General features: G+C 55.5%; 16 protein-coding genes. 10 read left to right on the top strand and 6 right to left on the bottom strand.

Annotated elements, in window-relative coordinates:
- Window positions 1-33: 33 nt before the first annotated feature.
- The 6 genes from dapA (at window position 34) to ypfH (ending at window position 6,630) form a co-directional block, all read left to right on the top strand.
- Window positions 34-912 (top strand): 4-hydroxy-tetrahydrodipicolinate synthase, encoded by an 879-nt coding sequence (gene dapA, locus WH277_RS22360; RefSeq protein ID WP_133845911.1) that lies wholly within the window; start codon window positions 34-36, stop codon window positions 910-912.
- A gap of 15 nt (window positions 913-927) precedes the next feature.
- Window positions 928-1,956 (top strand): outer membrane protein assembly factor BamC, encoded by a 1,029-nt coding sequence (bamC, locus tag WH277_RS22355; protein WP_339506969.1) that lies wholly within the window; start codon window positions 928-930, stop codon window positions 1,954-1,956.
- 161 nt (window positions 1,957-2,117) lie between these two features.
- The gene (purC, locus tag WH277_RS22350) at window positions 2,118-2,831 is read left to right on the top strand and encodes a phosphoribosylaminoimidazolesuccinocarboxamide synthase (RefSeq protein WP_133845913.1); all 714 of its coding nucleotides are present in this window, start codon (window positions 2,118-2,120) and stop codon (window positions 2,829-2,831) included.
- A 166-nt stretch (window positions 2,832-2,997) separates the two neighbouring features.
- Complete coding sequence (ypfJ, locus tag WH277_RS22345) at window positions 2,998-3,858, top strand: KPN_02809 family neutral zinc metallopeptidase (RefSeq protein WP_133845914.1); 861 nt, start codon at window positions 2,998-3,000, stop codon at window positions 3,856-3,858.
- A gap of 5 nt (window positions 3,859-3,863) precedes the next feature.
- A complete protein-coding gene (locus WH277_RS22340) occupies window positions 3,864-5,861 on the top strand; it encodes a tRNA(Met) cytidine acetyltransferase TmcA (RefSeq protein ID WP_339506967.1) in 1,998 nt (665 codons plus the stop codon).
- 82 nt (window positions 5,862-5,943) lie between these two features.
- Window positions 5,944-6,630 (top strand): esterase, encoded by a 687-nt coding sequence (gene ypfH / locus WH277_RS22335; RefSeq protein ID WP_339506966.1) that lies wholly within the window; start codon window positions 5,944-5,946, stop codon window positions 6,628-6,630.
- Between the two features lie 98 nt (window positions 6,631-6,728).
- On the opposite strand, the gene WH277_RS22330 is transcribed toward ypfH, so the two are convergent.
- Genes WH277_RS22330 through WH277_RS22320 form a run of 3 tightly spaced genes read right to left on the bottom strand, consistent with a single transcriptional unit; the run spans window position 6,729 to window position 8,441 of the window.
- The gene (locus WH277_RS22330) at window positions 6,729-6,917 is read right to left on the bottom strand and encodes a YpfN family protein (protein ID WP_062744795.1); all 189 of its coding nucleotides are present in this window, start codon (window positions 6,915-6,917) and stop codon (window positions 6,729-6,731) included.
- 10 nt (window positions 6,918-6,927) lie between these two features.
- Window positions 6,928-8,055 (bottom strand): succinyl-diaminopimelate desuccinylase, encoded by a 1,128-nt coding sequence (gene dapE / locus WH277_RS22325; RefSeq protein ID WP_133845916.1) that lies wholly within the window; start codon window positions 8,053-8,055, stop codon window positions 6,928-6,930.
- Window positions 8,056-8,057: 2 nt separating this feature from the next.
- Window positions 8,058-8,441, bottom strand: coding sequence for an ArsC family reductase (locus WH277_RS22320; protein ID WP_133845917.1), 384 nt, complete (start codon window positions 8,439-8,441; stop codon window positions 8,058-8,060).
- Between the two features lie 255 nt (window positions 8,442-8,696).
- Here WH277_RS22320 and WH277_RS22315 point away from each other — a divergent pair, with 255 nt between their 5' ends.
- Complete coding sequence (locus tag WH277_RS22315) at window positions 8,697-8,891, top strand: hypothetical protein (protein WP_133845918.1); 195 nt, start codon at window positions 8,697-8,699, stop codon at window positions 8,889-8,891.
- Window positions 8,892-9,175: 284 nt separating this feature from the next.
- On the top strand, window positions 9,176-9,235 hold the full coding sequence (gene ypfM, locus WH277_RS22310) for a protein YpfM (protein WP_133845966.1): 60 nt from the start codon (window positions 9,176-9,178) through the stop codon (window positions 9,233-9,235).
- Window positions 9,236-9,338: 103 nt separating this feature from the next.
- Here ypfM and acrD read toward each other — a convergent pair whose 3' ends face one another.
- The 3 genes from acrD to narQ form a co-directional block, all read right to left on the bottom strand.
- Window positions 9,339-12,452, bottom strand: a complete 3,114-nt coding sequence (acrD, locus tag WH277_RS22305) for a multidrug efflux RND transporter permease AcrD (RefSeq protein ID WP_167864725.1) — start codon at window positions 12,450-12,452, stop codon at window positions 9,339-9,341.
- Between the two features lie 203 nt (window positions 12,453-12,655).
- On the bottom strand, window positions 12,656-13,297 hold the full coding sequence (locus WH277_RS22300; RefSeq protein ID WP_133845920.1) for a response regulator: 642 nt from the start codon (window positions 13,295-13,297) through the stop codon (window positions 12,656-12,658).
- A gap of 2 nt (window positions 13,298-13,299) precedes the next feature.
- On the bottom strand, window positions 13,300-14,985 hold the full coding sequence (narQ, locus tag WH277_RS22295) for a nitrate/nitrite two-component system sensor histidine kinase NarQ (protein ID WP_339506963.1): 1,686 nt from the start codon (window positions 14,983-14,985) through the stop codon (window positions 13,300-13,302).
- A 250-nt stretch (window positions 14,986-15,235) separates the two neighbouring features.
- On the opposite strand from narQ, the gene WH277_RS22290 reads away from it, so the two are divergent.
- Window positions 15,236-15,511 (top strand): YdgH/BhsA/McbA-like domain containing protein, encoded by a 276-nt coding sequence (locus WH277_RS22290; RefSeq protein ID WP_159336679.1) that lies wholly within the window; start codon window positions 15,236-15,238, stop codon window positions 15,509-15,511.
- 351 nt (window positions 15,512-15,862) lie between these two features.
- Window positions 15,863-17,311 (top strand): L-asparagine permease, encoded by a 1,449-nt coding sequence (gene ansP / locus WH277_RS22285; RefSeq protein ID WP_133845922.1) that lies wholly within the window; start codon window positions 15,863-15,865, stop codon window positions 17,309-17,311.
- The last annotated feature ends 301 nt before the right edge of the window (window positions 17,312-17,612 follow it).

Here is a 17,612-nt window from a genome sequence, read left to right as displayed (position 1 = left end):
CCATGAAGCACTTGTTTGTCGAGGGGATGGCTAATGTTCACGGGAAGTATTGTTGCACTCGTTACGCCGATGGATGACAAAGGTAATGTCTGCCGTGCGAGTCTGAAAAAACTGATTGATTACCATATTGCCAGCGGCACCGCGGCAATTGTTTCTGTAGGAACGACAGGCGAATCTGCCACCCTCAGCCATGATGAACATGGTGATGTGGTGATGCTGACGCTGGAGCTGGCAGATGGCCGTATTCCGATTATTGCCGGGACCGGTGCAAATGCCACGGCTGAAGGCGTCTCTCTGACCAAACGTTTCGAAAACTCCGGCGTTGTCGGTTGCCTGACCGTCACCCCTTATTACAACCGTCCTACTCAGGAAGGGTTGTATCAGCATTTCAAAACCATCGCAGAAAGCACCGCTCTTCCGCAGATGTTATATAACGTACCGTCACGTACCGGCACCGATTTGCTGCCGGAAACCGTCGGTCGGCTGGCCAAAATTAAAAATATTATCGGAATCAAAGAGGCCACCGGGAACTTATCGCGGGTAAGTCAGATCCAAGAGCGTGTAAATGAAGATTTTGTGCTGGTGAGCGGCGATGACGCCACCTCGCTGGACTTTATGCACCTGGGCGGGCACGGCGTTATTTCCGTCACGGCAAACATTGCCGCACGTGAAATGGTTGAACTCTGTGCTCTGGCACAGCAGGGCAACTTTGCTGAAGCACGCCTTCTGAACCAGCGCCTGATGCACCTGCATCAGAAACTGTTTGTTGAACCGAATCCTATCCCGGTGAAATGGGCTGCGAAACGATTAGGATTAATAGCAACCGATACGCTGCGTCTGCCTATGACGCCGCTGACCGATGCCGGTCGTCCGGTTGTTGAGCAGGCACTGAAAAACGCTGGCCTGCTTTAAATTTAGGGAGAATTAATGGCTTACTCAGTACAAAAGTCCACGGTAGCGAAAGTGGTGGGACTGTCGTTGGTGATGCTGCTTGCAGCATGTTCTAACGACCAACGTTACAAGCGTCAGGTGAGCGGTGACGAATCCTACCTGCAGGCAGCCGATCTTAGCGATCTGCGCGCACCTGCTGGCATGATCCTGCCGCTGCAAAATGGCGACTTTGACATACCAAACGTCAGCAGCAAAGGGCAGGTGGGTAAGCAGTTGGATATTCGTCCACCAGCCCAGACGCTGGCGCTGATGAACGGTACGCGTAGCCAGTTTGCCGGCAATACCGGTACGCTGCTGGTCGATACCCGTAGTGCACTCTGGCCGCAGGTTGTTGATGTGGTGCAGGCTGCCAAGTTCCCGATCGCTGACCGTCAGGATGCTCGTCAGTCGCTGACCACCGATTGGGTCCAGTGGAACCGTGCTGATGAAGACAACCAGTATCGTGGTCGTTATCAGTTAAGCGTTCAGCAGCAGGGCGGTCAGCAGGCGCTGAAAGTGAAACTGCTGGAGTTGCAGCAGGAGGACAAAGTCGTCACGTCCCCGGTGCAGATCCAGCGTTACACTGCGCAGATGTTGAACGAGATCAGCACCGGTCTGGATAAGATTGAAACTGGCCGTGAAGATGCCGCAGCCAGCCGCAGCCCAACGCAGATTGATGTGCAGAGTGGGGCGGATGATACCGGTCTGCCTAACCTGATCCTGCGTGCGCCATTCAACGTTGTCTGGCAGCGTCTGCCAGCGACCCTGAACCGCATGGGTATGGAAGTCACGGATAACAACCGTTCACAGGGTAGCCTGAACGTGACGTACAAAGCGCCGGGTAGCAGCACCTTTGATGAACTGGGTGCCAAAGATCCTGAACTGAAAAATGGTGACTACAAACTTCAGGTCGGTGACCTGGATAACCGTAGTAGTCTGCAGTTCCTTGATCCGAAGGGTCATCCGCTCACCCAGTCGCAGAATGATGCGCTGGTGGCGGTGTTCCAGGCCGCATTCAGCAAGTAAGCCAGGAAGGCCAGAGATTCTCTGGCCTTTTTTATTTGGTATTACGTAAACGATTGCTTCGGTTTTTTACCCGCGGAACATATAATTCCGCCAGGCAAAATTTTAACGGGACGGCACCGCCGCCCTGATAGTGTCACTTATATCGTTTGGAGTTAAACAAGATGCAGAAAAAAGCTGAGTTGTATCGCGGCAAAGCGAAAACCGTTTACAGCACCGAAAACCCGGATCTGTTGGTACTCGAATTCCGTAACGATACGTCAGCGCTGGACGGTGAGCGTATCGAACAGTTTGACCGTAAAGGAATGATTAACAACAAGTTCAATTATTTCATTATGACAAAACTGCAGGAAGCCGGGATCCCAACACAGATGGAAGCCCTGCTCTCTGATAACGAAGCGCTGGTGAAGAAGCTGGATATGGTGCCGGTGGAATGCGTAGTGCGTAACCGTGCGGCCGGATCTCTGGTAAAACGTCTGGGCGTGGAAGAGGGCCTGGTGCTCAATCCACCGTTGTTTGACCTGTTCCTGAAAGACGATGCTAAACATGACCCGATGGTCAACGAGTCTTACTGTGAGACCTTCGGCTGGGTCAACAGAGAAAATCTGGCCCGTATGCGTGAGCTGACCTACAAAGCGAACGACGTTCTGACTAAGCTGTTCTCGGATGCCGGTCTGATCCTCGTCGACTTCAAGCTGGAGTTTGGTCTGTTCAAAGGCGAAGTGGTGCTGGGCGATGAGTTCTCCCCGGACGGAGCGCGTCTGTGGGATAAGGAAACCCTGAACAAGATGGACAAAGATCGCTACCGCCAGAGTCTGGGTGGCCTGATCGAAGCATACGAAGAAGTGGCGAATCGTCTGGGTGTGAAGCTGGACTGATTGCCGGGCGCGGTTGATCCGCCCCATCACACTGCATTATGGAAAGGTCAGGCTTGCCTGGCCTTTTTTGTTATATCCTTTCTACCCCCCGCGTTTTCTGGTGTTCCCCGCTGCGTCAGACTAAAATCGACTGATATGTTGTTGTGATGATCACGAGGGAAAATTTATGCGCTGGCAAGGGCGTCGCGAAAGCGACAATGTGGAAGATCGCCGTAACGAATCCGGGACGGTTGGCGGTGGGCGTATACGTATTCCCCGTGGCAAAGGGGGCATTGTTCTGCTGATCCTGGTGGCGATCGCCAGCTACTATGGCTACGATCTGACGCCTTTGCTGACCGGGGACACCACCTCCATGTCACAAACGACTCAGCAGCAGCGTCGGGTCACGCCGAAAGAAGATGAAGCGGCACAGTTCACCCGTACCGTTTTTGCCCTGACGGAAGATACCTGGCAGAAGCTGTTCCAGCGAATGAATAAGACCTGGCAGCCGCCCACGCTGGTGATGTACCGCGGCCAGACCTCAACCGCCTGCGGCAGCGGACAGTCGGCAATGGGGCCGTTCTACTGCCCGGCAGACAGTAAAGTGTATATCGACCTCTCCTTCTATGACGAAATGACCAACAAACTGGGTGCGGGTGGAGAATTTGCTCAGGGCTATGTTATCGCTCATGAAGTGGGCCACCATGTGCAGCACCTGTTGGGTATTGATAAAAACGTTCGCCAGTTGCAACAGAACGCCGGACGCGCCGAAGTGAATCAGCTGTCAGTGAAAATGGAATTGCAGGCCGACTGTTTTGCCGGCGTCTGGGGCCACTATATGCAGCAGGAAAATATCCTGGAAACCGGTGACCTTGAGTCGGCGCTCAATGCTGCCCAGGCCATTGGTGATGACCGCCTGCAACAGCGCAGCCAGGGGAGAGTGGTGCCGGACAGCTTTACGCACGGCACTTCGCAGCAGCGTTACACCTGGTTTAAGAAAGGTTTCGACAGCGGCAATCCTGGCCAGTGTAATACCTTTGCGGGTTAACGCGGGTGCATGATCTGATAACGGCAACGGCTCAGATTGAACGACAGGGCTGGCGCCGTCTGCTGGTGATCAGCGGTGAGCCTGCGTGGTGCGCACAGCAGGCCGCTGATGTGATGGCACAATTGCCCGGCGACTGGCTGTGGGCGGGGAAACCCGAAGGCACCGGGCTTTGCTGTGAGCCGCAGGCCATCCGCACGCTGCTGGGGCGGGAGTTCCACCATGCCGTGTTTGATGCCCGTGACGGCTTTCATGCTGAGGCTTTTGCCGCGCTGGCGGGTACCCTGCGTGCCGGCAGCTGGCTGCTGCTGCTGGTACCCGAATGGGACGGCTGGGCGCAGCGCCCGGATGCCGACTCACTGCGCTGGAGCGAGGCTGACACGCCCTGTGCCAGCACGCACTTTGTGCATCATGTCCAACAGTCGGTACTGGCCGACCCACGCGTTGTGCTGTGGCGTCAGCCTTTTCCCCGAACGTTTTCCCCTGTTGCTATCCGGCCCGACTGGCAGGTGGATAACCGCGCGCAGCAGGACATTCTCACACAGCTTCTCAATGCCCCCCCCGGGATTTATGCGCTGACCGCTGCCCGTGGGCGTGGAAAATCTGCACTGGCGGGAATGCTGGCGGCTCACTGGCCGGGGCGTTGTCGGGTGACCGCGCCTGGCCGGGTGTCGACGGATGTGCTGGCGCAGTTTGCCGGAGAACGCTTCCAGTTTGTGGCACCAGACCGGCTGCTGGCAGAAGCAGAACAGTGTGTACCCGGCGTTGACTGGTTGCTGATTGACGAGGCTGCCGCCATTCCGGCACCGCTGTTGCAGCGGCTGGTGACATTATTCCCCCGGGTGCTGCTGACCACCACCGTGCAGGGCTACGAGGGCACCGGGCGTGGCTTTATGCTGAAGTTCTGCGCCTCACTGCCCGCGGTGACGCACTACCAGCTTGATGAGCCGCTGCGCTGGGCAGCTAACGATCCTCTGGAGCAGATTGTCGCCGGGATGCTGCTGTTCGAGGGTGGCAGCGCTGAGCCACAGCAGGGAGCAATACACTACAGCGCGCTGGAGCAGGATGACTGGTTGCGGCAGCCGGCGCGTATGGCGGCGATCTATCAACTGCTGACCAGTGCCCACTATCGCACTTCGCCGCTGGACCTGCGCCGCATGATGGATGCACCGGGCATGCATTTTCTGGTGGCCACGCAGGCAGAGAACGTGCAGGGCGCGCTATGGCTGGTCGATGAAGGCGGATTATCAGCGGAGCTGGCGGCGGCGGTATGGGCAGGCAAACGGCGTCCGCGCGGTAATCTTGTTGCTCAGTCGCTGGCGGCCCACGGGGGGTCACTGGTGGCGCCGCAGCTACGTTCACGGCGTATCAGCCGCATTGCCGTCTCACCGCTGCTGCGCGGACGCGGTATCGGACAGCAGCTGATCGCCCATGCGCTTGAGCATGCCCAGGGGCTGGACTATCTCTCGGTCAGCTTTGGCTTTACCGAACCGCTGTGGCGTTTCTGGCAGCGCTGTGGTTTTAAGCTGGTGCGCATCGGTAGCCAGCGTGAAGCCAGCAGCGGGTGTTATGCGGCGATGGCTGTGCTGCCGCTTAGTTCTGCGGGGCAGCGCCTGACCGCTGGTCTGGTTCAGCAGCTGGCGCGGGACGGTTACTGGCTGCGTCAGCAGGTCGATGGGCAGGACCTGCCGCTGGCAGACCACAAGGATCTGATGCTGACGGAAGATGACTGGCAGGCGTTGTGCGGTTTCGCCTGGGCACAGCGGCCCTTTGAGGCCAGTTTTGCTGCGCTGGGGCGTCTGGTCAGCCAGCATGTCGGTACACTGCCGCTTCTGCGTGCTGCGCTGCTGGAGGGGCAGTCAGCGGCCGACATTTGCGCGCGATTCACTCTGAGCGGACGTAAAGCATTGCTGGTGGCGTGGCGACAGGAGGTACAGCAGGCACTGATCGGGCTGGATGCCTCCCGGGCGCAACAGTGCGAGCAGTGGATCAACTCGTTGCAATAAATCCAACATCATCGTCAAAAATACGCCATTTTCATTATCGCTGAGGGGCGTATGATCGTCTTATCGCATTAAGGAGATCCTGATGAAATATGACCATGTTGTCGTCCAGAACCCCTCGTTACCCCCGAGCCAACTGTTTTTGCTGTATCACGCTGCGGGCGATAATCCGGTCGCCATGAGTGAAATTGGCCGCTGGTTTACCGGCGCATTTCCCCGTGCGTTGGTGGTGAGCATCGGCGGACCGGAGCAGAATGCGGAAGGGGGATTCCAGTGGTTTGATCCCTCTGCGGCCGAACCCCAGCAGGCGGTGGCGGAGGTGATGGACGGGTTTATCGCCAGCGTTCGCCACTGGCAGCAGCAAAGCGGTGTCAAAGCCGATGCAACGGCGCTGATTGGCTTTTCCCAGGGGGCAACGATGGTGCTGGAAGCGGTGAAGTCACATAGCGGGCTGGCAGGGCGGGTGGTGGCGTTTAGCGGCCGCTATATCACGTTGCCGCAGCAGGCAAGCACACGCACCACCATCCATCTGATCCACGGTGATAATGATACTGTGCTGCCATTGACCCATGCGCTGGACGCAGAGGAGCGGTTAACGGCGCTCGGGGGCGATGTCACTCTGGATATCGCCCCCGACCTTCCCCATGCCATTGATGACCACGCGATGCAGTGTGCGCTCGATCGCCTGCAATTTACCGTGCCGCGTCGCTACTTTGATGAAGCGTTTAGCGGCAGTAAACCGGGCGATGAGAATGTTGTGGCGTTGATGTGATGCGGGGGATCGGGGCGGACCGGAAAAGAAAGTCCGCCCCTGCAATGAACGCACAAAGGCCGATCATCTGTTTCGATCGGCCTTTGTGTTTCATGGCGCTATTTCTTTTTCGGCCAGTCGTCTTCGTCATCCCACTTATCGTTGAAATCACGATGCGGAGGCAGTTCGGGTTTGTTATCGAGAAACTTTTTGTGATCGATACGCTTCAGGTCTTTGTAGACGTTCATCAGAATACCAATCATCAGCAGGATCACCAGGATCCACCAGTAATGTTTTATAAATTCCATCATCTCACCTTTATGCGATCAGCTGTTCCATGATCCGCTGGTACATGCGGCTAAGGAGCTGCAGGTCGGCGGCTTTGACGCACTCATTGATTTTATGAATGGTGGCATTCACCGGGCCGAGTTCCACAACCTGTGCGCCCATACGGGCAATAAAGCGTCCGTCAGAGGTGCCGCCAGTGGTTAACAGTTGCGGCTTGATCTCATTATAGTGCTCAACCGCGTTGACCACCGCATCCACCAGTTTCCCGCGTGATGTCAGGAAAGGTTGCCCGGAGAGTGTCCACTCAATGCTGTAACGCAACTGGTGGCGGTCGAGCAGCTCCTGCACTTTCTGCTGAATCAGTACATCGGTCAGCTCGGTACTGAAACGGAAATTGAACTGCACAAAACAGTCGCCGGGAATGACGTTGTTGCTCCCGGTGCCGGCCTGGACGTTGGCAATCTGCATGCTGGTCGGCGGGAAGAATTCATTACCGCGATCCCACTCGGTAGCGACCAACTCGTTCAGCGCAGGCATCGCCCGATGTATCGGGTTATCAGCCAGGTGCGGATAGGCCACATGGCCCTGAACGCCGTGGATAGTCAGATTGGCGGTAATCGAGCCGCGACGACCGTTTTTGACCACATCGCCCACCACTTCGGTGCTGGAGGGTTCGCCTACCAGGCAGTAGTCCATGCGTTCGTTGCGCGCCATCAGCGCTTCCACCACCTTAACGGTGCCATGAGTCCCGCTGGCCTCTTCATCGGAAGTGATCAGGAAAGCCAGACGCCCTTTATGATTCGGGTGTGCTGTGACAAAGCGTTCAGCGGCAACGGTCATCGCGGCCAGCGACCCTTTCATATCAGCCGCGCCACGGCCAAATAGCATGCCGTCGCGGATCGTCGGTTCAAACGGGGGATTGATCCACAGATTTGCATCGCCGGTGGGCACCACGTCAGTGTGGCCGGCAAACGCCAGTGTTTCGCCTTCGCCGCGCCATGCCCAGAAGTTCAGCGTGTCGCCCATATTCATCGGTTCGATAGTGAAACCCAGCGCCTGGAGACGGGCAATCAGAATCGCCTGGCAACCCGCATCGTCAGGGCTGAGGGAAGGGCGACGAATAAGCTGCTGCGTCAGCTCAATGACCGGACAGTGCATAATTATGACTTCTCCTGGATAAACGGCGTATAGGTGGTTTCACTAAAGCCCAGCAGCATAGAGCCGTCTGGCGCACAGAGCAACGGGCGTTTAATGATTGCAGGCTGTGCCAGCATCAACTTCAGCGCAGTTGCTGGATTATCCACCGCATTACGCTCCGACTCTTCCAGTTTCCGCCAGGTAGTGCCCCGGGTATTGAGCAGCGCCTGCCAGCCGAGCGTATCGATAAAGCGCTGGAGCAAAGCGGCATCCAGCCCGTCTGCGCGGTAGTCATGGAACTGATAGTCCACGCCCTGGCTTTCCAGGTATTTACGGGCTTTTTTGATGGTGTCGCAGTTTTTAATGCCGTACATCGTTAAGGTGTTTTTTGCGGTGTTGTCTGTCATGAAAAAAGGGTTCCTGTGCCAGTGAATACGCGCCTGGCATACAGTCTACAGCGGATGGCACCAACAGGCAGCCCTTAGGGTGAGGAAAGACGGTGACATCTGAAGAACGTTTGATGCGCAGTCAGTAAAAGTCAGACTTCTGTACCCTTCTGTTTTTTGTGGGATTCATCTATATTCGGGAGAGCTCAACGTAGCATTATTGCTATGAGCACCGTTTACCAGGGCAGAAGGCCCGCGATCGAGAGGAGGGGAGCGATGAACTACATGAAAGAGTCTGCCGCACATACGGTGGAAGAAACCCAGTCGACCATTGTGCTGAAGCGTAAAAAGAAAACCCGCTGTGAAGAGTTTGCACATGTTGTTGACGCGGTGATGCGTGAACATCCCGATGCCAAAACGCATATCGACAGCGAAAGCGGCGGTTATGACAAAGTGATCATTCTCAAGTAATGATGCATCCGGCCCCGCCAGGGGTCGATGTTTTACCTTTCTGGCAACGATCGTGACAGGTGACATCCTCCGGCAGTGGATTTTTTGGGTCAACAGCGCAAAAGCCTATTCTGTGCTACTGCTAATAATTTCCTGCGAAATCATTACCCGCGAACTGTGCGTTCCCACACAAATTCATCACGCGCCCTTTAAAGGGTTTCCGCCGATAGCAGCAATTGTGATCCCCGTCTTTCTTTTGCTTAGGAATACTCTTAAAATAAACCTACAAAATAAGAGAGGATATTATGATTGATTTAGAACTGGGGAACTGGAAAGACTTTATCGAATCAATGTTACGTAAGTAATGAATTTGAGAAAAGAAAAGCACGGCGACTGCATCAAAATGCTTTACCTTCAGTTACCAAAATTATAAAAGGCAGCCCTTCACCGGCTGCCTTTTTGCTTTAGTTACTGAGGCTTATCTTTCAACGGGAAACGCCGACGGACCAGCACAAAGAACAGCGGGACGAAGAATATCGCCAGCACGGTAGCCGAGATCATCCCGCCCATTACCCCGGTTCCCACCGCATGCTGGCTGCTGGAACCCGCACCATTGCTGATCACCATCGGCAACACACCGAAGATAAAGGCCAGAGAGGTCATCAGAATCGGCCGCAGACGCTGGCGCGAGGCTTCCAGTGTGGCTTCGACCAGGTCGCGCCCGCGCGTATTAATCTCATTGGCAAACTCGACAATCAGAATGGCATTCTTCGCAGACAGACCAATGACCGTCAGTAAACCGACCTGGAAGTAAACATCGTTTTCCAGCCCGCGCAACCAGGTAGCGACCAGCGCTCCGATCACACCGAGTGGCACCACCAGCATCACCGAGAACGGGATCGACCAGCTCTCGTATAACGCGGCCAGACAAAGGAATACCACCAGTAACGACAGCGCGTACAGGGCAGGTGCCTGAGCACCGGTCATACGCTCCTGAAGCGATGCCCCGGTCCACTGCAAACCAATCCCGGTGGGCAGTTGGCTGACCAGCTTCTCCATCACATCCATTGCAGCCCCGTTACTGACGCCCGCGGCGGATTCACCCACAATCTCGACCGCAGAATAACCGTTGTAACGTTCCAGACGTGGGGATCCACTCTCCCAGTGTGAGCGGGCAAATGCGGTAAAGGGCACCATCTGGTCGCTGCTGTTGCGCACATACCATTTACTGATGTCGTCTGGCAGCATACGGAATTTTGCATCGGCCTGAACATAGACCTTTTTCACACGCCCACGGTCGAGGAAGTCATTCACATAGGTTGAGCCCCAGCCCGTTTGCAGCGTGGCATTAATATCATCAAGCGATACGCCCAGCGCCTGGGCTTTACGCTGGTCAATATCAATACGCAGCTGCGGGCTGTCATCCAGACCGTTGTGGCGTACCCGGGTCAGCTGCGGGTTTTTCTGTGTCATCTCCAGCAGCGTATTACGCGCGTTCATCAGAGCGTTATGGCCCAGTCCTGCGTGATCCTGCAACTCCATATCAAACCCGGCGGAGTTACCCAGGCCGGTGATCGCTGGCGGGCTGCTGGCGATCACTTTTGCCTCGTTGATTTTTTCGAAGGCTTTGGTGGCGCGTTCGATAATGGCGAAGGCGGTGTTGTGGCTGTCGGTACGATCCTGCCAGTCTTTCAGTCGCACAAACATACGCGCCACGTTTTGCCCGTTACCGCCCGGCCCGGCACCGACGGTGGCAAACACCGACAGCACGTTGTCTTTCTCTTCTGTCAGATAGTATTTTTCCACCTTCTCCACCACTTTCATGGTCTGTTGCAGGGTGGAACCTGGCGGCAGCTGGACCTGAGTGGTGAAGATGCCGCGATCTTCCAGCGGCAGGAATGACGTCGGCAGGCGGAGAAAGAGGAAGGCCATAATGCCAATCAGCGCCAGATAGAGCAGCAGCCAGCGGCCGCCTTTGGCGAGAATTTTCCCCACGCCACGCTCGTAGCGATCGGCGCTACGGTTGAACATGCGGTTAAACCAGCCAAAGAAACCGCGCCGCCCGTGATGATGGCCCTTCGCGAGCGGTTTAAGCAGTGTGGCGCAGAGGGCCGGGGTGAGGATCATTGCCACCAGCACCGACAGCACCATGGCGGATACAATGGTCACCGAGAATTGACGATAGATCGCACCGGTGGTGCCGCCAAAGAACGCCATCGGAATAAATACCGCCGACAGTACCAGGGCAATACCGACCAGCGCTCCCTGTATCTGCCCCATCGATTTACGCGTGGCTTCCCGCGGGGATAACCCCTCTTCACTCATTATTCGTTCGACGTTTTCCACCACCACGATGGCATCATCCACCAGCAGGCCGATGGCCAGCACCATCGCAAACATCGTCAGGGTATTAATGCTGTAGCCAAAGGTGTAAAGCACGCCGAAGGTGCCCAGCAGTACCACCGGAACGGCAATCGTCGGGATCAGCGTGGCACGGAAATTTTGCAGGAACAGGTACATGACAAGGAAGACCAGCAGCACCGCTTCAAACAGCGTTTTCACCACATCCTCGATGGAGGCTTTTACAAACGGCGTGGTTTCATAGGCAATTTCGGCTTTGAGTCCGTGCGGGAAGTAGTGGGACAGTTCGTCAAGACGGGCGCGTACCAGCGTATCCGTTTGCAGTTCGTTGGCACCGGATGCCAGCTTAATCCCCAGCCCTGACGCCGCCATGCCGTTATAGCGGCTGAGGTAGTCATATTTCTCCGCGCCCAGTTCAATCTGTGCCACGTCACCCAGCGTGACAACTGAGCCATCCTGATTGACTTTGAGCGTGATCGCACGGAACTGTTCCGGTGTCTGCAACAGCGACTGGGAGTTAATGGTGGCATTCAGTGCCTGGCGGTCAACCGAGGGTAGCCCACCGAGCTGGCCCACAGCGACCTGACTGTTTTGCGATTCGATGGCGCTGACGACATCGCCCGTGGTCATGGCATAGTTAATCAGCTTGTCAGGATCGAGCCAGATGCGCATCGCATATTGTGAACCGTAAGCATCCACCTGGCCCACACCGTCAATACGGCTGAGAGGATCCTGAATATTACTGGCTACATAGTCAGAAATATCCTGCTTATCCATGCTGCCGTCGGTGGAGACGAAAGCCACCATCAGAATATTGGTGTCGCCGGTTTTATTGACCGTCACCCCCTGAGACTGGACATCCTGCGGCAGTTTACGCAGCGCGGTCTGAAGCTGATTTTGCACCTGCTGGCGTGCTTCGTCAGGGTTGGTCCCGGCTTCGAAGGTCAGCGTGATGGTTGCCTGGCCGGTATTGCTGCTCTGCGACGACATGTACATCAGGTTATCGATGCCCGTCATGTTCTGCTCAATCACCTGGGTCACAGTGTTTTCAAGTGTTTCAGCAGAGGCACCAGGATAGTTCGCGGTGATACGGACGTTGGGGGGAGCCAGGTCAGGATATTGTTCAATCGGCAGGGAAACAATCGCCAGCCCACCCGTCAGGCACATAAGGATCGCCAGTACCCAGGCAAATATCGGGCGGTCGATAAAGAAATTCGCCATCTCAAGCTCCGCAGCATGTTGTCTGAAAAAAGAAGAAAAGAATGCCTGTGTTCCCTGCGGCGTTTGAGAGTTCAGTGCGGAGCAAATTTCTCTAATTATTCAACGCGCTCCGGCAGTGAATCACTTTACTCGCGGTTGCGCGAACAATCGTGGAGAAATTGAGGAGAATATGTAAATTATCGTGCTGATACGACGCGTTTTCGTTACAGACTGGCGTGATGCGACGCCAGCCATAGCACGGTAGCCGCTACCCTGGAGCGTACATTCAGTTTGCGCGTGACGTTGCGCAGATGCACTTTGACCGTTTGATCTGAAATCTCCAGCTTCTCTGCCACCTCTTTATTGGAAAGACCCAAAGCCACCGCTTTCATCACATCCCGTTCACGGATTGTCAGGTTGATGAACGGATCGGCCTTCCCGTTATCGTTGTGACGCAATGCCTCTAAAGGTGCACTGAAGGCGGTGCCACCTTTAGCAGCCAAAATAATGTGATGCAGTAACGTTTCCGGTTCGCTGTCTTTCAGGAGATAACCATTGACGCCCGCCTCCAGTAGGGCGGAAATGTCGCGGCGATGGTCAGAGACGGTCAGCACGACGACGCGGGAAAGAATATTCTCGGCTCTCAGTGCATGCAGTGTTTCCAGCCCGGATAAGCCCTTCATATTCAGGTCTAACAGGATTAACGCCGGGTGCAGTTCCCGCGCGCTGATCAGTGCGTCTTCACCGTTGCTGGCTTCAGCCACGATGTCAAAATGGGGTTCCAGTGCCAGTAGCTGGCGAATGCCCTGGCGCATCAACGGGTGATCGTCGACAATCATCACACTGATTTTTTTGTGCTCTTCCATGATCATAATTCCTTTCCCGGTCCGCTTTCGGTGAGCGGTGTAAAATGCAATGACACGCAGGTGCCCCCGTTTGTACCACGCGTAATCGTTAACTCGCCGTTCAGCAGGGCAGCGCGTTCATGCATAATATTCAGGCCGTAATGCCCCTCCGGCTCTTCGATTGTGGCCATACCCACGCCATTATCGCAGATGGTGAGGGTCACTCCTTCTGTGGGATGATTATCGCCGCTGACACAAATTTCCGTCCCATGAGCATGACGTACCGCATTGAGCAGGGCTTCACGTACGATCTGTAAAACATGAATATGTTGCTGTGCCGGAAGCTGGACATCCAACTGGCACACCAGTGTGATGGCGGCCGTGCTTTGTGGGCGCAGCGGGGCGATCACCTGTTCCAGCGCCCGCGCAAGGCTGGCAGGCTCAATGCTCAGACGAAAAGTGGTTAACAACTCACGTAGCTGACGGTTAGCCGTGGATAGCGCCTGCTCAAACTCTTCCACGATAGCCCGTTCGCTTGCTGCATCAGCGTTGAGTGCGCGCTTTAACCTGACCAGTTGAATCCGTAAAAAGGTCAGGGATTGCGCCAGCGAGTCATGCAGTTCACGGGCAATCGCCGCCCGCTCTTGCAGCAGCAGCAGGCTTTGTACCTGCTGCTGTGCCTGCCACAGCTCCAGCGCATGGACCAGCAACGAAGCCACACTGTTCATTAGCGGCGACTCGTTTTGATCGGCCTGCCAGCGCAGTTCTCCGCAGATGGGCTGCTGCGGGTGCCGGCGTAACGGCAGCATTTGCCACTGTCTGTCGGCCAGAATGTGACCGACAGACAGTGAGCCAAACTCGGGCGTAGACAAGGCAATGAAACTGAGCTTTTCATGGTCAGACACCAGCTGCAGCGTCTGCAAAAAAGCCTCCTGCCCTTTCACGCTATGGCTGAGTTGCTGCGAACAGGCATACAGCAGGCTGAGACGGCGGTTAGCGCGTGTTAAATCAGCGGTTTTTTCCTCAACGTTCAATGACATTGCCCGCCATGACTTTTCCAGCTCGCCTGACATACGGGTAAATGCCCGCGCCAGTACGCCAAGCTCATTGGGCAGGTGGGTACTGAGCGGGGGCAGATGAAAATCGGTCTGTTCGATCGCCTCGCTGGCGCTGACCAATTGCTGCAACGGCCCAACCACGCTCTGCCGTATACGGCGCAGAATGAGATACACCAGCAGGGCAATCGCCACAAATCCCAGCAGACAGGTCAGGGCAGCCAGGCGCATTTTGCGTTCCGCCCAGTGCTGCAACGCCAGTACGAACCGATCGATTTGCGCCACCTGATGGATCACCTGACCCGGGTTCCCGGCCATCTGAGAGGCGGGATGTTGCGCCGCCATCAGCAGTTCCCGATAGCGCTGACGCACGGTGGCAGGCACATAGAAACGATCCAGCGCCGTGAGGGCAGGTGAGTGTAAGGTGCGCTGATAGTCAGCCATATGCTGCGCATAAAGCGGAGAGTGGGCGGTGACGTCCCAGTTCAGTCGCCAGACCTGCATACGCAGCGACCCCGCCAGATTGACCGCTTCCGCATCGCGCAGGCTGCCGGACAGCATTAATAGCGCCAGGCCGCTTGAGATAACGGAGAGCACGACTATCGCAAACAGGGCGCGGGCGAGGCTGGAGGTCAGTGAGCGTGTGAGGGGCAAAGTCATTATCCTTAATTTAATAAGGGTGATTATAACGTTATGCCATCGTTTACAGAAGGGCTACGCCGGGCTGTCATGGGCGGTTACATCCCCGGGGTTTTGACATACTCCTTTACGTTTCTTGGCGCGTAAACGCTCTACGTCAACAATGTTTTAATGCCTTTACTGAATGCTCACTCTGCTTTTCATTGAATCGGTAATAATCAATCCCGTCACTACATGATTAATTAACGCATTGAGGAGCATCATGATGAACAAGTCTTTCCCCGCTTTGATTGTGGCGACCTTGCTCGCTGCGACCTCATTTTCAACCCTGGCGGCCACGCAGGTCGATGAAAGCCAGGCGACCAACTTACAAAGCATTGGCACCGTTTCCGTTTCAGGCGTCAGAGGCTCGCTGGATGATGCCACTCACCAGTTAGCGAAAAAAGCCGATGCGATGGGTGCCAGCAGTTATCGCGTGATTGGTGTTAATACTCCCGGCGATTCCAGTCAGTGGAGCGGTAACGCCGAGATTTATCGTTAAGACCCGTTTTACCCCAGCCCAGTAATCCCTGTGTAGTCCCCTGTATGTCCCTGTGTAGTTCTTAGTGTTTTCACTGACCGACCGCAAATTGTGGTCGGTTTTTTTATGCGCCATCCGACAAAAATTACAAAAGCTCACGATTTCCAGCGTGGATTTTTTGCGTCAATTAATCAGAACGGTTAGGATGCATCGCCGCGATTTTCCTGCTTGTGTCATCAATAAAACTACAGCAGACAGGCGGATCGACCAGCGATGCATCATGCTACGCAATCGTTTGGTTGGCCTATAAGAATACAGGATGCCCGGGACAGGGTGCCGCATCACATTGTGGACAGGACAACAGGATAGAAAATGAACGCTGAAAAGAAATCTGGCGCTGAAAAACGCGCAGCAAAACGACGTTGGTTAAACTCTCATGATTCTGGCTACCATAAAGCGATGGACAATCGCCACGTTCAGATGATTGCCATCGGTGGTGCGATTGGTACCGGGCTGTTCCTGGGCGCCGGTTCCCGTCTGCAAGCCGCCGGGCCTGCACTGGCCATCGTCTATCTGGTCTGTGGTATATTCTCTTTCTTCATTCTGCGCGCGCTGGGGGAACTGGTATTACACCGCCCATCAAGCGGCAGTTTCGTTTCTTACTCCCGTGAATTCCTCGGTGAAAAAGCCTCTTATGTTGCGGGCTGGATGTATTTCGTCAACTGGGCAATGACCGGTATTGTCGATATCACCGCCGTTGCACTGTATATGCACTACTGGGGCGCATTTGGTGATGTGCCACAGTGGGTGTTTGCCCTCGGTGCGTTAGCCATTGTGGGTACTATGAACATGATCGGCGTGAAGTGGTTTGCCGAGATGGAGTTCTGGTTTGCATTGATTAAAGTGCTGGCGATTGTGATCTTCCTGGTTGTCGGTGTGGTGTTCCTCGGCAGCGGTAAGCCGCTGGATGGTAACGCGACCGGTTTCCACCTGATCAGCGATAACGGCGGCTTCTTCCCGAATGGTCTGATGCCGGCACTGGTATTAGTACAGGGCGTGGTCTTTGCTTTCGCCTCAATTGAACTGGTGGGAACGGCGGCCGGGGAATGTAAAGACCCGAAAACCATGCTGCCAAAAGCGATCAACAGCGTGATCTGGCGTATTGGTTTGTTCTACGTCGGTTCCGTGGTGCTGCTGGTACTGTTGCTGCCGTGGAATGCCTACCAGGCAGGGCAGAGCCCGTTTGTTACCTTCTTCTCTAAGCTGGGTGTGCCTTACGTGGGCAGCATCATGAATATCGTGGTGCTGAGTGCGGCACTGTCCAGTCTGAACTCGGGTCTCTATTCAACAGGGCGTATCTTGCGCTCGATGTCGATGGGCGGATCTGCACCGAAGTTCATGTCTAAAATGAGCGGCCAGCAGGTGCCTTATATGGGTATTCTGGTGACCATCGGTGTTTACATCATTGGTGTTTACCTCAACTACGTGGTCCCTTCACGCGTCTTTGAAATCGTGCTGAACGTGGCCGCGCTGGGTATCCTCTCTTCCTGGGCCTTTATCGTGGTGTGTCAGATGCGTCTGCGCAAAGCGATCAAAGAAGGCAAGGCTGAAGATGTCAGCTTCAAGCTGCCGTGGGCGCCATTTACCTCCTGGTTAACGCTGTTGTTCCTGTTCAGCGTGCTGGTGCTGATGGCGTTCGACTACCCGAACGGCACTTACACTATCGCTGCGATCCCACTGATTGCCGTGGTGTTGGTCCTTGGCTGGTTTGGCGCGCGTAAGCGTGTTCATGCTCTGGCTCAGGAAGAACAAAACCACTAATCTTAACGGGCGCGGCATGCCACGCCCCTACAATCTCAACGCACGTCGGGGTCAGGTATACCACGGCCCCACAATCTCAACGCACGTCGGGGTCAGGTATACCACGGCCCCACAATCTCAACGCACGTAGGGGTCAGGCATACCACGGCCCCACAATCTCAACGCACTTAGGGGTCAGGCATGCCACGGCCCCACATCTCAACGCACGTAGGGGTCAGGCATGCCACGGCCCCACAATCTCAACGCACGTAGGGGTCAGGCATGCCTGACCCGTTTCAGATAGTTTTCCAGGTTATTGCGA

Origin of the sequence: Erwinia sp. MYb416, assembly GCF_037479575.1 — a bacterium.
GTDB lineage: Bacteria > Pseudomonadota > Gammaproteobacteria > Enterobacterales > Enterobacteriaceae > Erwinia > Erwinia rhapontici.
This window is presented reverse-complemented; position numbering and strand designations above follow the sequence as displayed.

Bases quoted from the DNA above. Each gene is read 5' to 3' on its own strand.
- dapA (WP_133845911.1), top strand. From the start codon at position 34: ATGTTCACGGGAAGTATTGTTGCACTCGTTACGCCGATGGATGACAAA.
- bamC (WP_339506969.1), top strand. From the start codon at position 928: ATGGCTTACTCAGTACAAAAGTCCACGGTAGCGAAAGTGGTGGGACTG.
- purC (WP_133845913.1), top strand. From the start codon at position 2,118: ATGCAGAAAAAAGCTGAGTTGTATCGCGGCAAAGCGAAAACCGTTTAC.
- ypfJ (WP_133845914.1), top strand. From the start codon at position 2,998: ATGCGCTGGCAAGGGCGTCGCGAAAGCGACAATGTGGAAGATCGCCGT.
- ypfH (WP_339506966.1), top strand. From the start codon at position 5,944: ATGAAATATGACCATGTTGTCGTCCAGAACCCCTCGTTACCCCCGAGC.
- WH277_RS22330 (WP_062744795.1), bottom strand. From the start codon at position 6,917: ATGGAATTTATAAAACATTACTGGTGGATCCTGGTGATCCTGCTGATG.
- dapE (WP_133845916.1), bottom strand. From the start codon at position 8,055: ATGCACTGTCCGGTCATTGAGCTGACGCAGCAGCTTATTCGTCGCCCT.
- WH277_RS22320 (WP_133845917.1), bottom strand. From the start codon at position 8,441: ATGACAGACAACACCGCAAAAAACACCTTAACGATGTACGGCATTAAA.
- WH277_RS22315 (WP_133845918.1), top strand. From the start codon at position 8,697: ATGAACTACATGAAAGAGTCTGCCGCACATACGGTGGAAGAAACCCAG.
- acrD (WP_167864725.1), bottom strand. From the start codon at position 12,452: ATGGCGAATTTCTTTATCGACCGCCCGATATTTGCCTGGGTACTGGCG.
- WH277_RS22300 (WP_133845920.1), bottom strand. From the start codon at position 13,297: ATGGAAGAGCACAAAAAAATCAGTGTGATGATTGTCGACGATCACCCG.
- WH277_RS22290 (WP_159336679.1), top strand. From the start codon at position 15,236: ATGAACAAGTCTTTCCCCGCTTTGATTGTGGCGACCTTGCTCGCTGCG.
- ansP (WP_133845922.1), top strand. From the start codon at position 15,863: ATGAACGCTGAAAAGAAATCTGGCGCTGAAAAACGCGCAGCAAAACGA.